This window comes from Gloeobacter violaceus PCC 7421 (assembly GCF_000011385.1).
Lineage (GTDB): Bacteria > Cyanobacteriota > Cyanobacteriia > Gloeobacterales > Gloeobacteraceae > Gloeobacter > Gloeobacter violaceus.
The window spans coordinates 1,579,253-1,593,679 of the sequence record NC_005125.1 but is presented as its reverse complement, the minus strand read 5'-3'; the positions used below and the strand labels follow the sequence as shown (position 1 = coordinate 1,593,679).

At 61.5% G+C, this 14,427-nt stretch carries 13 protein-coding genes; 4 read left to right on the top strand and 9 right to left on the bottom strand.

The annotated features are described in order from the left end of the window. Positions 1 to 24: 24 nt before the first annotated feature. From GLL_RS07720 to GLL_RS07700, 5 genes are all read right to left on the bottom strand, one after another. On the bottom strand, positions 25 to 1,455 hold the full coding sequence (locus GLL_RS07720) for a BCD family MFS transporter (protein ID WP_011141482.1): 1,431 nt from the start codon (positions 1,453 to 1,455) through the stop codon (positions 25 to 27). A gap of 95 nt (positions 1,456 to 1,550) precedes the next feature. After that, the gene (locus GLL_RS07715; protein ID WP_011141481.1) at positions 1,551 to 1,994 is read right to left on the bottom strand and encodes a DUF29 domain-containing protein; all 444 of its coding nucleotides are present in this window, start codon (positions 1,992 to 1,994) and stop codon (positions 1,551 to 1,553) included. 25 nt (positions 1,995 to 2,019) lie between these two features. Then, complete coding sequence (locus GLL_RS07710; RefSeq protein WP_164928792.1) at positions 2,020 to 3,093, bottom strand: Mrp/NBP35 family ATP-binding protein; 1,074 nt, start codon at positions 3,091 to 3,093, stop codon at positions 2,020 to 2,022. Between the two features lie 93 nt (positions 3,094 to 3,186). After that, entirely contained in the window at positions 3,187 to 5,871 is a 2,685-nt protein-coding gene (locus GLL_RS07705; protein WP_164928791.1) for an ABC transporter permease, read from the bottom strand. Then, the gene (locus GLL_RS07700) at positions 5,871 to 6,269 is read right to left on the bottom strand and encodes a PadR family transcriptional regulator (protein WP_231848422.1); all 399 of its coding nucleotides are present in this window, start codon (positions 6,267 to 6,269) and stop codon (positions 5,871 to 5,873) included. The genes GLL_RS07705 and GLL_RS07700 overlap by 1 nt, the downstream gene beginning before the upstream one ends. Positions 6,270 to 6,402: 133 nt before the next feature. Between GLL_RS07700 and GLL_RS07695 the strand changes: the two genes are divergently transcribed. Further along, positions 6,403 to 7,407, top strand: coding sequence for an alpha-E domain-containing protein (locus GLL_RS07695; RefSeq protein ID WP_011141477.1), 1,005 nt, complete (start codon positions 6,403 to 6,405; stop codon positions 7,405 to 7,407). 2 nt (positions 7,408 to 7,409) lie between these two features. Here the strand turns inward: GLL_RS07695 and GLL_RS07690 are convergent, their stop codons facing one another. The 3 genes from GLL_RS07690 to rpmH are packed head-to-tail and all read right to left on the bottom strand — an operon-like array spanning position 7,410 to position 8,331. After that, positions 7,410 to 7,808: a PH domain-containing protein gene (locus GLL_RS07690; RefSeq protein ID WP_164928790.1), complete on the bottom strand. Its 399-nt coding sequence runs from the start codon at positions 7,806 to 7,808 to the stop codon at positions 7,410 to 7,412. Between the two features lie 10 nt (positions 7,809 to 7,818). Further along, positions 7,819 to 8,193 carry a ribonuclease P protein component gene (rnpA, locus tag GLL_RS07685; RefSeq protein WP_164928789.1) on the bottom strand — a complete coding sequence of 125 codons (375 nt, stop codon included), beginning with the start codon at positions 8,191 to 8,193 and terminating at the stop codon, positions 7,819 to 7,821. A gap of 3 nt (positions 8,194 to 8,196) precedes the next feature. After that, positions 8,197 to 8,331 (bottom strand): 50S ribosomal protein L34, encoded by a 135-nt coding sequence (rpmH, locus tag GLL_RS07680; protein WP_011141474.1) that lies wholly within the window; start codon positions 8,329 to 8,331, stop codon positions 8,197 to 8,199. Positions 8,332 to 8,592: 261 nt separating this feature from the next. On the opposite strand from rpmH, the gene dnaA reads away from it, so the two are divergent. Continuing rightward, positions 8,593 to 9,921 (top strand): chromosomal replication initiator protein DnaA, encoded by a 1,329-nt coding sequence (dnaA, locus tag GLL_RS07675; RefSeq protein WP_011141473.1) that lies wholly within the window; start codon positions 8,593 to 8,595, stop codon positions 9,919 to 9,921. Here the strand turns inward: dnaA and GLL_RS07670 are convergent, their stop codons facing one another. Continuing rightward, positions 9,922 to 10,788, bottom strand: coding sequence for a YgfZ/GcvT domain-containing protein (locus GLL_RS07670; RefSeq protein ID WP_011141472.1), 867 nt, complete (start codon positions 10,786 to 10,788; stop codon positions 9,922 to 9,924). An 88-nt stretch (positions 10,789 to 10,876) separates the two neighbouring features. On the opposite strand from GLL_RS07670, the gene murJ reads away from it, so the two are divergent. Next, positions 10,877 to 12,445: a murein biosynthesis integral membrane protein MurJ gene (gene murJ / locus GLL_RS07665; RefSeq protein ID WP_011141471.1), complete on the top strand. Its 1,569-nt coding sequence runs from the start codon at positions 10,877 to 10,879 to the stop codon at positions 12,443 to 12,445. A gap of 22 nt (positions 12,446 to 12,467) precedes the next feature. Beyond that, the gene (locus tag GLL_RS07660; protein ID WP_011141470.1) at positions 12,468 to 14,384 is read left to right on the top strand and encodes a S9 family peptidase; all 1,917 of its coding nucleotides are present in this window, start codon (positions 12,468 to 12,470) and stop codon (positions 14,382 to 14,384) included. Positions 14,385 to 14,427 lie beyond the last annotated feature (43 nt).

The window sequence follows — 14,427 nt, the reverse complement described above, 5'->3', positions numbered from 1 at the left end:
AAGGAGCCGGGCTAGCCAGATTGCTCAGGAGTCCATTTCGCTTGCGAGCACCTTAGCGACTGCCCGACCGGTGTCCGAGCGAAATTCCTCGACATCCACCCGCGACAGCAACCAGACTGCCACCAGCATCCCGAGGCTTTCGAGGGCGAATACCGCGCCGTAGGCGAGCACCGGCACCCCGAACACACCCCGGGCAATATCGAGCACAATGCCTCCCGCCACGGTGGCAAACGCCTGGGACATGGCTTGGGCGAGACCCCAGGCGCCGATGAACGTGCCTGCCGTCTCGGCGGCGGTGAGATCCAGCATCAGGCTCACCGCGGCGTTGGTGGTGATCCCGAAGCCGAGTCCCAGGACGGTGACCGCCCCCTGCAGGACTGCCGGCATTGCGGTAAAGCCTGCGAGGATGACCAGCCCGAAGCAGGCTCCCACCAGCAGGCAGCCGAGGCGGGCGGTGCGCTTTTTGCCCAGCCGCGGCACAATCAAAAATCCTGCAAGTGGAATGCCCACCAGGGTGCCGGTTCCCCAGAAGGCATTGAGCCGGGTGCTCTCGGCGACGCTCATGCCGAAGACCTCGCCGCCGTAGGGTTCGAGTATCGGCTGCTGCATAAAGAGGCTCACGGTCATGGCAAGCAAGAAGGCAAAGAACACCCCGGTCTGGCGGCTTGCCGTCAGGATGCGCAGGGCGGAAGTGAGGGTGATGCGGTCCTCACGCAGGACGGTTACCGTCCGGCGGCTGAAGCGCGAATAGCGGGCTTCCACTCCGGTCAGGGCCATCAGGGCCAGGCCGAAGACGGCGGCGGGCACGACGGTAAACAAATAATTGATCGACTCGCGCAGCGTCTCCGCGGTGAGACCCTTAAGCAAACTGGCGCTGGTGATGGCCCCCGTCACGATCCCGACCATCAGCATCGTCCAGACTATCCCCACCAGCTTGGAGCGATCGTCCTCGTCGGAGACATCGACCAACAGTGCGGCGAAGGGCGTCGAACTGCAACTGATGCAAAGCCCGTACCCGGCAAAGGCGAGCGCCAGCAGCGCCACCCAGCCGTAGGTCGCCCCCGACCAACCCGTGGCACGCAGGCTGTCTGAGAGTTCCCAGATCACCTGCACCGCTAGATACGAAGTGAGGCAAAACAGCGCCGCCCCAAGCCATACATAACCGGTGCGGTGGTATCCGAAGAGCGGTCTGGCGTCCGAGCGCTGGCCGAACCAGACGCGCGCCGGGGCGACGAACTGGTACATGGCGAGCACCCCGCCCGCGAGGGTTGCCGGGATGGCGAGTAGATTGACGTCGATCAAGATGCGGTTGAGCACCCCGAGGGTGAGGATCGACATGATCCCCAGACCCATCTGAAATAAACCGAGCCGGAACATCGTGAGCAGTCCCACCTTCGGCAGGGTGTGCTCTGCAGGGATTCCGCCGGCCAGTTGGGACAGATCGCTCGAACTCATCGCGCTTGTACAACCGCCAGATGTTTCTTGCCCATATTAAGGGGCAATCTCCCTGGAGTGGATTGGATCTGCCTGCAAGCGCACCGCAGTCGTGGTCAGCGCGCGGAGGGCAAATAGCCGCTGTCAAAAAGCTGATCGAGGGTGTATGGGCAGTCGGGCGGCAACAGCGCGGGTTCCAGTCCCGTCTCCTTGAGCGCCAGGCGCAAGCCGTCCAAATAGGCCCGCTCCAGCAGGTTGTCCAGCTCCGGCTTCAAGCTGGGGCTATCTTCCAGGAGCAGGCGGATACGGGATCGTTGCTCTCGGATAGTGTCGAGCCAGCTGTCGGAGCGCTCATCGGGCTGAAATTGCCACTTGAGCAGATGCCCCGTCAAAATCTCCAGGCGGCTACGCAGCTCGCGCCGTTCCGAGCGTCCCAAAGCTTCCAACTCCTCTGCCACATGCTCGACATCCAGCGCATCCCAGCGGCGCTCGCGCACCAGCTGCGCCTGCTCGAAGGTCCAGCGGTAAAAGTCTTGCGTATAGAGCGTCCGGGCGTCCATGGGTTCAGTGTACCCGCCACGTCGCCTAGGTCAGGGCCGCCACCGAGACTTTGCCCGCGATCACCTGGGCGAGCTTGCGAAAGGCCTGGGCGGAGGCTGAATCGGGCCGGGCCATGGCGATGGGCACCCCCCGGTCGCCCCCTTCGCGCACGGGCATCTCCAAAGGCAGCATGCCCAACAGCGGCAGACCCAGCTCGCGGGCGGTGCGCTCGCCGCCGCCGCTGCTGAAGATGTCGTATTTTTTTTCAGGAGCGTCGGGCGGAATAAAGTAGCTCATGTTCTCGACGATCCCGAGCACCGGCACCCCGAGTTGCTGGAACATGCGCAGACCCTTGCGCGAGTCGAGCAGGGCCACGGTCTGGGGAGTGGTGACGATCACCGCCCCCGCCAGGGGCACCGACTGGCAGAGGGTAAGCTGGGCGTCCCCGGTACCCGGCGGCAGGTCGATGATCAGATAATCGAGTTCGCCCCAGTCCACCTGGTAGAGAAACTGGCGAATAGCGGAGTTGAGCATCGGCCCGCGCCAGATGAGCGGCTGATCCTCACCGACCCAGAAGCCCATCGAGACCACTTTGACGCCGTAATTAAACAGCGGCTCGAATATTTCACCGCCGTTCTCGTTGTGGCGCACGGGCATCTTCTGGCCTTGCAAACCGAGCATCAAAGGCACGTTCGGCCCGTAGATATCGGCGTCGAGAATGCCCACCTGGGCGCCGGATTGGGCCAGCGACACGGCGACGTTGACCGAAACGGTCGTCTTGCCCACACCGCCCTTGCCGCTGGAGACAGCAATGATGTTCTTGACCCCCGGGATACCCTGCCGGTCGGGCAAAGCCTTGGCCTTGGGCGTCTCGGCGGTCACTTCCACTTCGACGCTCTGGACGCCGTCGATGGCAAAGACAGCCTTCTTGCAGTCGCCCACGATCATCTCGCGCAGCGGACAGGCGGGGGTGGTGAGCACCAGCGTGAAGCTGACGTTGCCCCCTTGAATGTCGACGTTGCGGATCATGCCCAGTTCGACCAGCGAGCGGCGCAGTTCCGGATCCTGCACAGGCTTGAGGACATTCAGAATTTCTTCTTGCTGGATAATGCGCTGCATGGTGCCCATCATGGGTAAAGAGCCAGGGCAAAAGCCCACCGGCGTAGTTCCCCTTCAGCATAGTACAGGCGGCCTCCCGCTCCCGAAGCCTGCTTATTCGCAGCGCAGGGCAATCGCAGAATCGACCCTGGTGGCCCGTCGCGCAGGGACGTAGCAAGCCAAAAGCCCAACGACAAAAAGACCCAGGGTCACTGGCAGCAGCGCCAACCAGTCCTGCGGTCGAGGCTCGTAAAGGATTCCTGTAAGCATATTTGCAGCTCCAAGGACCAGGATTAACCCGCAGCCGATCCCCGCAAGCACCAAGGCGATCCCCTGTCCGACCACCAGCCGAAGCACGTCGGCCGGTCTTGCCCCGAGTGCTACGCGGATGCCCAACTCGCGGGTGCGTCGGGTGACCGAGTAGGACATGACTCCGTAGAGGCCGGATCCGGCCAACACCGCTGCGATCACCGCCATCAGCACCAGCAGCAATGTGTAAAACCGCTGGGCAGCCAGAGAGCGGGCAAGCCGTTCGTCGAGGGTTTGCACGTCGTTAAGCGGCAAGTTCTTATCGAGGGAGTGAACGGTCTGTTGTATGGTCTGGACGAGCGAGGCCGGGTCAACTTGCCCTCGCACCACCAGCCCGGGACCGCCGAAGATGTACTGCCGATACGACGTGTACACCTCAGGGTAAGGCAGCTGAAACAAGTCGAAGTGGTAGATATCTTTGACAATCCCAACAATCTGCCAGAGCCGTTCGTCTCCGAGGCTGATGCGCTGCCCGATCGGATCTTGCCCGGGCCAGTAACGCTTTGCCATGGTTTCGTTGATGAGCACCACTTTAGGTGTGTTGCTGCGGTCACGGTCGTTCAACAATCGGCCTCGCACCAGGGCGATTCCCAGCGTTTCGAAGTAGCCCGAGCTGACGATGCGGTTGTCGGCGTTCAGTTCCTGACCGGGGGCCGGGCGAGGGCGTCCCGCGATGGTTACTTCTATACCCCAGTTGTTCAAACCCGTTAGCGGCAGACTCGATACTCGCCCGGCTGCTTCGACACCCGGAAGGGTTTGCAAGCGGCTGAGCAGTTGCTCTTCAAAGGCGACAATACGCTCGTCGGTGGAATAACGCAGTTTGGGGAGCGCAAGCCAGAAGCTCACGACATTGCGGGTCGTAAATCCAGGATCGATGCTTTGCAAACGCAGCAGATTCTGCACCAACAGCCCCGCCCCGGCAAGCAACGCCAGCGACAGAGCTATTTCGACGATGACCAGGGCTCCCAGCCATCGCGCTTGCGAGCGGGGGGCAGAGGTGGTGCTGCCTTCTTTAAGGACCGCGTTGGGGGTGGTTCGGGTGGCCTGCAAAGCGGGTAGCAGGCCGAAAATGAGTCCGGTGAGCAGCGACAGCCCAAGGCCAAAGGCAAGGACCGTTCCGTCGATTTCGATGCGATCGAAGCGGGGCAGGTTCTCCGGTCGTAGGGCCAACAGGACAGGTACGCTCCACCAGGCCAAACCTACCCCGAATACTCCACCCAACAGCGACAGCAGCAGGCTCTCGGTAAGCAACTGGCGCAGCAGGCGGGCGCGGTTGGCCCCCAGAGCCAGGCGCAGGGCAATCTCCTTTCGGCGCGCCGAAGCCCGAACCAGCAGCAGGTTGGCAACGTTGGCGCAGGCAATCAGCAGTACACAGCCGACTGCCGCGGTGAGCAGCAGCAGGATGGGGCGAAGGTTGCCCACGAATTGCTCGGCTAGCGCAATGACAGTAACGCCGTAACCCGTATTGGTCTCGGGATAGGTGCGTTCAAGCCTGCGGGCGATGGTGTCCATCTGGGTTTGCGCTTCGGCAAGCGAGCCACCGCTTTTGAGTCTGGCAATCACCCGAAAATTGCGGCAGGCGCGATTGCACTGTTGCGCGTCTGTGAAATATTTGCGCCGGTTCGCCAGCGGACGCCAGATCTGGGCTCTCTGGAAGCGGGAAAAGCCCGATTCGGGCTGCTGAAACTGAGAGGGCATCACCCCGACAACGGTATAGCTTCTTGCGTCGATCGCGACTTTGCGGCCGATGATCCCCAGATCGGCGGCGAAGCGCCGCTTCCAGAGGCCATCGCTGATCACAATCACCTGGCCGTCGGCTTCGGGGGAGTCCTCCTCCGGCAGGAACGAGCGACCCAGCTGTGGCTGGATACCCAGAACCGAAAAGAAGTTGGCCGATACGATCGCTCCGTCGATGACTTCCGGCTCACCTGCTCCCGTGAGACTACCGGACCAGATGTTGAAAATGGCCATGTCGGTAAACACCTGGTTTTGAGCGCGCCAATCAAGGTAATTGGCCACTGAGACGACCGTAGATTTCATCCTGGCCATTCCGGTCGTTTTCTCCCAGTCGGCGGACTTCTCCCAGACGAACACTAGCCGCTCCGGCTGCGCGTAGGGAAAGGGCCTGAGCAGCACGGCGTTGATCACGCTGAATATCGCCGTGTTGGCGCCGATGCCCAACGCCAGCACCAGCAGCATGATCCCAGTTACCAGCGGGTTGGACCGCAGCATCCGGACGGCATAGGTCAGATCCTGCAAAAGCATACCGAAGTGCTCGAATACGGCGACGCGCACCAGATCAAACAATGCCTCCACCCAGAACCAGGTGGCGCCCGGTTGCCCCCGAACCCTGCACTCCTCGACATAACGCTCACTAAACATCTGCAACATCGGCTCGCCGTACTCCCGGCGAAAATCCCCCGGCAGCACCATCAACATCTGCGCGTAAATTCGTTGGTAAGGAGCCAGATGCCCGGAATGAGAACGCATCACGAGCCCTCCAGACCGGGCAGAAAATGCTTCTGACGGGCCAGTTCCACCAGGGCCGCAAGACGCCCCGCCTCGGCCCGGCCGACCTCCCGTCCAAGCGGCGTCAAGCGGTAGAAGCGACGGCGCAACCCGTCGGTCTGGAGCGCCTCCTGCTCACCTGCCTCCTCCACCCACCCTGCCGCCAACATCTGCTTGACGATCCGGTAGAATGCCCCGGTACCCAGGCGCAGATGGCCGTCTGTGCGCCGCTCGATGTCTTTTGAGATGGCGTAACCATGGCTATCGCCGTCCGCCAGCGACAACAAAATGTGAAACATCGCCGCAGTGAGCGCCAGGGAATCTGAATCTTTGGGTGGAAAGAACATCGCTCGCTTGTCACGCTTATATGCACGTCGCATATGTCTGTTATGGATATATGCGACGTGCATATGTTAGCGATTGGCCAATCGGTCTGTCAAGGTTGCTCGTGCGCTCAGCTTTGTCGGCAGGAGGACGCTGTGCTCCAGGCGGCCTATGGGTTAATCTGTCCCCATGTTGAGCCGTATCGCCGAGTACCACTACTGGTTGGGGCGCTACATCGAGCGCGCCGAGAACACTGCCCGCGTCGTCGCCGATTACTACCAGACCTTGCTCGATATCGGCGAGCAGGCCAACCATGCGAGCCAGCGCTGGGAGATGGTCCTCGAAGTGGTGGGTGAGATGGACGCTTACCAGGGGCGTTACCCGGCCGTGCAGCCCGCCCAGGTCGAGCAGTTCGTCACCTTCGTCCGCACCAATCCCAGTTCGATCCTCAGCTGTGTCACCCAGGCGCGCGAGAACGCCCGCGGCATCCGCGATCAAATTTCATCGGAACTGTGGCTGGCGCTCAACCGGCTCTACCTTGAATTGCGCGGTGCGCGCTGGGAAGGAGATGTCGACGCCGAGGCACTCGGGTTCTACGAAAAGGTCAAAGAGCAGTCAGGACTGATCGACAGCCTGATCGACAGCACGATTCTCCACGACACGGGCTGGCGGTTTTTGCGGCTGGGCCGCTTCTTCGAGCGGGCTTTGCAGACCGCGCGGATTTTGCAGGTGCGCTACCGCCTCATCAATCCCCAGTCGGCCCTGGCGGAGCGGCCCATCGAGGTACAGCAGTGGCTGTCGCTGCTGCGCTCGGTGAGCGGATCGGAAATTTACAGCAAGCTCTACCGGGCCACGGTCGCTCCGCGCTCGGTGGCCGAACTGCTGGTGCTCAACCCGCGCTTCCCGCGCTCGTTGCGCTTTGCCACTTCCCAGGTGAGCAACATCCTCGGCCTGCTTGCTGCAAGCCAGCCCGGCTCCTACACCAGCGAAGCCGAGCGGCTGAGCGGCCGGTTGGCCAACGAACTGGTCTACAGCACCCTTGAAGAGATCGAGCGCGCTGCAGTGGTGCCCTATCTTCTCCAAAAAGAGAGCGAACTGAACTTGATCGGCGACCACATCCACAACTACTACTTCGGCTACCCGGTGCCCACGCCGATGGTGCAGGTGCAGACGCTCGAAGTGCAGCCGTTTTGAAGCTAGCTGCGGGTGGCGGGGCTCGGTTGGCGGCGATCGAGGCGCTCTTCGATGTAGTCCGCCAGTTCACGAAAACGGGGCAAAGCTTTCATTTCGATCTGGGTGCCGTCTTTGGTGTTCACGAGCACCACGCCGTAGTTAAACAGACCGCCCACGATCGAGTTGGGGATCACCCGTACTGATCGAATCTCGCGGTAAACAATGTCGTAGCGCTTCTGGCCCATCCAGCCGCTTTCGATGGTGATCCGGCGGTTGGTAATCCGGTAGCGCACGAACAGTTGGCGCACCAGACTTCCAACCCAGAGGGGCAGCCAGATAATCGTGACCAGAAGCAGCGTATTGACGATAAAGTCCACGATGTGGGGCCGCCCCTCGAACTGCACCTCTTCTTGAATCGCCATGCACCTTCTCCTAATCGGCATCCCGCGTATTGGTTCCGCTCGGCAGTAGCCCTGCAAGGACAAGCAGACGATTGACCTGCTCGCATATCTCCCCGTAGGACGGCACGAAGGCACCCTCCGGCTGGGGGCGGACCACTATTACAATTTTGTATCCAGACGCCAGTTTCAGAAGCACCCGGCGCAAAGATTCGCGAATCAGTCGCCGGTAGCGGTTGCGGCGCACGGCGTTGCCGACTTTGCGGCTGGTGGTAATGCCAATCCGGGTTGGGGCAGGAGCGGCCTTCAGCACCAGCAATTGCAGATGGCTACTCGTATAGCGTTTGGCGCGACGATGCACCAATTCGAAGTCGCGCCGGGCGCGCAGGCGGTGCTCGCCGGGCAGCAAAGACTAGACGGCCAGGCGATGGCGACCTCTGCGGCGACGGGCCGACAGCACGCGCCGTCCGCTTGCCGTCCGCATGCGCGCCCGGAAGCCGGAAGTCTTCTGGCGCTTGCGGGTGGTGCCACCCAGCGTTCTTTTCATCGATATCTATAAACGCAGCGTTTCGCATTATAACTGAGTGGTGCCGCGCTGGCAAAGCGCCTTGACCAAGTTTTCGCCTGCGCCGGGTCCGTATCGAACAGGACAAAACATCGCAGCGACGTGGCCGCTTGACCACGTTTTGCCGATGGGCGGACACGCGTGCAAATCGCAAATTGAGGATGGACGGATGGCGGATCTTTGGATAAGATTGCACACTAAAGCGTCGGCGTCCGGCATAGATATATTTAGGTGTAAACATTGGTGGAAACGCTCTGGGATGGTATCCTAAGTCACCTGAAGGGCCGGCTCAGCCGTCCCACCTTTGAAACATGGATAAAGCCGGCAACGGCCCAACAATTCGAGCAAGACTGTCTGATCATTCGCACGCCGAACCCTTTTGCACGCAGTTGGTTACAACAGCATTACGCCGGCGCGATTGCCCAGGCAGGTGAACAGGTAATCGGCCGACCCATTCAAGTTGATTTCATCGTTTCCGAGCAGTCCGAGGAGGCGTTAAAGCCTGTCATAGAGCGAGAGCCTGCCCCGGCTGCTCCGCCTGCCAATGTCGCTTCGCTCAATTCCAAATACACTTTTTCGCGCTTCGTGGTTGGGGCGAACAATCGCATGGCCCACGTGGCGGCTCTTGCCGTGGCGGAGATGCCGGGTTGCAACTATAACCCCCTGTTTTTGTGCGGTGGCGTTGGATTGGGGAAAACCCACTTGATGCAGGCAATTGGTCATTATCGGCTCGATATCGATACAAGGACCAAAATTGCTTATGTCAGTACCGAAAGATTCGCCAATGAACTTATCGAAGCTATCCGGCGCGATGCAATGCAAACCTTTCGCGAGCATTATCGCCGCGTCGATCTGTTGATGATCGACGATATTCAGTTCATCGAAGGCAAAGAGTACACCCAGGAAGAGTTTTTCCACACCTTCAACGCCCTCTACGAGTCGGGCAAGCAGATAGTGATCGCCTCCGATCGCCCTCCCCAGCTGATCCCGCGTCTGCAGGAGCGTTTGTCTTCTCGCTTTTCGATGGGACTGATTACGGACATTCAGCAGCCCGATATCGAGACGCGCATGGCGATCCTTCAAAAAAAGGCCGAGTACGAGAACATGTTCGTTCCGCAGGATGTCATCCACCACATCGCCTCCGCCTACACCACCAACATTCGCGAACTGGAGGGGGCGCTCATCCGGGCGGTTGCCTACGTGTCGATTTCGGGGCTGCCGATGACCGTCGAGACGATTAGTCCAATTCTCTCGCCACCGCGCACCCGCGGCGAAATCACCGACGAAGCGATCCTCGAACTGGTCTGCGACGAACTGAAGGTGAGCGCCGAGGACATGCGCAGCGACTCCCGCCGCCGGGATATTTCCCAGGCGCGGCAGCTGTGCATGTATCTGCTCAGAAAGTACACCGATTTGAGCCTGCCCAAGATCGGCCAGGCCCTGGGCGGCAAGGACCATACCACCGTTCTGTACGCCATCGACAAAATTGAGCAATCGAAGATCCGCGACCCCGAGGTGCAGCGCCTCCTGCAGAGGCTGGGCAACCGCCTGGAGGCGGACGCCCGCCACTAGCTACGGTGCAAACGGCAAAGCGACGACGGCAACTTCCCGCTCCCCCGCCTGCACACGCCCGCTCGGTTTGGCTTTCTGCCAGCGGGTTCGGGCGAGGGCAATGTGCGCCTTTTTTGTCTCGCTATAACCGGTGCTGGTCACCACGCCCACGTAATCGCCCTCCAGGGTCAGCTCGGTTCCAGCTTCCAGCGGTTCTTCGGCCAGCAGTCCGACCAGCTCCTGGGCGGGGTGGCCCACGAAGGTGGCCCGTGAGATCACTTCCTGGCCTGTGTAGCAGCCTTTGTCGTGGGAGATGGCGCCGTCGATGCCCAGATTGAGCGGGATCAGATTGTCGTTGAGTTCTTTGTCCCAGGCGGGAAGGCCCTGCTCGATGCGCCAGGCCTCGAAGCGCTCCGCCTCCAGGGGTGCCGGCGCAAACTCGGAGGGCATCCGCACGAGTTCCAGCCGGTAGTGACCCGGTGCCAGGGTGCTCAGGCGGGCGGGCAGCCCGTCCAGTGCAAAGTCGCGGTATCGGCCGGGTTCAGGGATCGGCTCGAACGGTGGTGCCGAGCTGAGCAATTCGAGGACGATCGCTTCGCGCGGCTCTAATACCACATCCTCGCTGAAGACATAGCGCTCCAGGCGCGCCGCGAGCGCCTCGGCGCAGCCCGACGGCACCGCGAGGGTGTAACCGCCGTCCGCTTGCTGATACAGATCAAAAAAGGCGACGAGTTTGCCCTGTCCAGTCAGTAGTGCCCCGGGGATGAATTTTCCCGGCTGCAGGGTCTTAAGGTTGCAGGTGAGCACCCGCTGCAGGTAGTCGGCGGCGTCCTTGCCCCGGACGCTCAGTAGCTCACGATCACTTAGAAAATAGCCTTCGAGAGACATTGCGTTACGGCCTGGTTTTCTTTCAGGCTAGCAGCGCTTGCCCCGGCACGGCAGACCGTAAAATTGGCTGGTTGCGATTTGGGGCGCGGTGGGTACGACTCGACGATCGTTGCTGGGAGTGGCGGGGCTCGTCGGTGCGGCAACGGTCCTCAGCAAGTTCATCGCCCTGTTTCGCGAGCAATTTATCGCCGCGAGCTTCGGGGTGTCCGCCGGGGTGGACGCCTACAACTACGCCTACAAGCTGCCGGGGTTCCTGCTCACCTTGCTCGGGGGGGTCAACGGGCCGTTCTACAGCGCCGTGCTGAGCGTCGTCTCGAAGCAGGACCGCTCGAAGGTGGCGCCGTTGATTGAGAATGTTCAGACGCTGGTGGCCATCGCCCTGGGTGGAGCCACGGCGCTGCTGTGGCTGGGAGCGCCCTGGTTTATCGGCCTGGTGGCGGCGGGTGCGGCGGAACCGCTCAAGCAGATGGCCGTCGAGCAACTGCGGATCATGGCGCCGATGGCGCTGTTTGCGGGGCTTATCGGACTGGGTTTCGGGGTGCTCACGGCGGCGGACCGCTTCGCCTTTCCGTCCTTGAGCCCGATCCTCTCCAGCGGTGCGGTGATCGCGGCGATTGGGGCGGGCTACTGGGTGTTTGGGCTTGGCCCGGAGGTACTCGCCTGGGGGAGCCTGGCGGGGGCAATTTTGCAGTGGCTGGTGCAGATCCCCCTGCAGTGGCAATTGGGTCTGGGGGGCCTGCGCCCGCGCTTTCAGTGGAACCGCCCCGAGGTGCGCGAAGTGATCGACATTATGGGTCCGGCGACCGGCAGTTCGCTGCTGTCGAATCTCAACGTCTACACCAATTTGTTCTTCGCCTCCCAGTTGCCGGTGGGGGTGCCAAGCGCCCTCAACTACGCCAATTTGCTCGTGCAGACGCCCTTGGGCATCTTCTCCAATATCTTGTTGGTGCCGACGCTGCCGCTGTTTGCGCGGCTGAGCGCCGAGGCGGATCGGCCCGAGTTGCGTTTGCGGGTGCGCCAGGCGGTGGTGTCGGTGCTCATCGTCGTGCTGCCGATGAGCGTGCTTGCTACTGTACTGGCCGGTCCGCTGGTAAGTGTCGTCTACGAGCGCGGCCAGTTCGACAATCGAGCGACCCTGCTGGTGGCGACGGTCTTTGCGGGCCAGGCGGTGGGCATGGCTTTTTACCTGGTGCGCGACCTGCTCATCCGCGTCTTCTACGCCCTGGGCGAGGCGCGCGTGCCCCTGCGCATCAGTGCCGTCGGCATCGTCGTCAATCTGCTCGCCGCCTGGCTGCTCAGCGCTACTCTGGGGGCTTTGGGGCTGGCCCTTTCGACCAGCTTTGTAAGCGCCTTCGCCTGCATTCTGCTCGTCTTCGCCCTACGCACCCAGATGGGCGGACTCGGTTGGGGGGGATTGGGCTGGACGGCCACCAACCTGCTGGCCGGAGCGCTCCTCGCCGGGGCCGCCGCCTGGGGAGTGAACACGGTCCTGGCGGGGCTATGGACGGCCGGAGGGATTGTTGAACAATTGGTTCGCCTCACGGTCGCCGGGGCTGCCGGAGTGCTCATCCAGGTCCTCTGGCTGCGGCTGTGGCGTATCCCGGAAGTGATGACGCTGCTTGGACCTTTGACCCGCCGACTGCGCCGTCGCTCCTGAATTTACCCACGAGGCAAACCGAATGAATAATGTGCAACGCGCCCCCTACGGCTCCTGGAAGTCACCCATCACTGCGGATCTGATCGTTTCGGGCACCATCGGCCTGGGTATGGTGAGGGCCGATGGTAGCGACGTCTACTGGCTGGAGTCGCGGCCCACCGAGGGTGGCCGCACCGTGTTGGTCCGCATGGGTGCTCGGGGGGCGATTGAGGACATCTCTCCGTCCGGGTCGAACGTCCGCAGCCGCGTGCACGAGTACGGCGGCGGAGCCTACGCGGTCAAAGACGGGGTTGTCTATTTTGTGAACTTTTCAGATCAAGTTCTCTACCGGCTTGAGCAGGCAGAACAAAGCGTCGCGATGGTCTCCGGCTCCTCCTATGCCGACTTGGCCATCGATCCCCGGCAACGCTATTTGATTTGTGTGCGCGAAGAACACCGAGAGGACGAGGTCATCAATGCCTTGGTCCGCATTGAACTGGACAATGCAACCGTACTGGTGAGCGGTGCCGATTTCTATGCCTCGCCTCGTTTCAGTCCGGGCGGCAACTGCCTTGCCTGGCTGAGCTGGAATCATCCGAATATGCCCTGGGACGGCACTGAACTGTGGGTTGCCGAGGTTCTTGCCGATGGCGGCGTGGGTCAGCCAATGCTTGTCGCCGGAGGTGCGCAAGAATCGATCTTCCAACCTGAGTGGTCCCCAGGCGGGACGCTACACTTTATCTCCGACCGCAGCGGTTGGTGGAATCTTTATGCCTGGGAGGACAACGAGGTTCAGGCACTCTACCCGCGGGAGGCGGAGTTCGGCTTGCCCCAGTGGGTTTTCGGCATGTCCACCTACGCTTTTATCTCGGAGCGGCAAATTCTCTGTACTTACAGAGAAAATGGTCTGACCCGGCTGGGGGTACTCGATAAACACAGCACCGCATTTCGAACAATCGAGCTGCCCTACACCGAATTGTCCGGCCCGGCGATTGTACCCGGCGGTGCCGTCCTGGTCGCTGCTTCACCCACGCAGTCTGCGGCGGTTATCAAGCTTGATCTCGAAAGCGGCGAACACAGGGTGCTGCGCACTTCGAGCCATTTGCCGGTGGATGCGGGGTATCTTTCCCGGCCCGAACCACTCACTTTCACGACAACCGACAGCCAGAAAGCCTACGGCTACTACTACCCTCCCTGCAACCAAGATTTTATCGGTCTGCCGGGGGAAAAGCCGCCTTTGCTGGTCAAAAGCCACGGCGGTCCCACTGCCGCCACCTCCAGCGCTTTGAATCTGAAAATTCAGTACTGGACCAGCCGGGGTTTTGCCGTGCTCGATGTCAACTACCGGGGCAGCACTGGCTACGGCCGCGCCTACCGCGAGCAACTCAAGGGCCGCTGGGGAATTGTCGATGTGGACGACTGCGTGCAGGGGGCTTTGTTTCTGGTGGCTCGGGGCGATGTCGACGGCTGGCGGCTGGCCATCGATGGGGGTTCGGCCGGGGGCTACACCACCCTGTGTGCCCTCGCGTTTCGGAATGTCTTCAAAGCGGGAGCGAGCTACTACGGCGTCAGCGACCTGGAATCCCTGGCCCGCGACACCCACAAATTCGAGGCGCGCTACTTTGACGGACTGATCGGTCCCTACCCCGAATGCCGGGCTCTCTATATCGCCCGCTCTCCGATTCACTCCCTGGACCAGCTTGCCTGCCCAGTCATATTTCTGCAGGGACTCGAAGACAAGGTCGTACCGCCGAACCAGGCCGAAGCGATGGTCGAAGCTTTGCGCGTCAAGGGTTTGCCGGTTGCCTATCTAGCCTTCGAGGGCGAACAGCACGGTTTTCGCCGCGCCGAGAACATCAAGCGGGCTCTAGAAGCCGAATTCTACTTTTTTGCCCACATCTTCGGATTTGAGCCGGCCGATGGCATCGAACCGGTACCCATCGACAATCTTCAAGGCTGAACGCCCGTCTGGAGCCAGTCGCAGGAATCGGGATTAGCTTTTC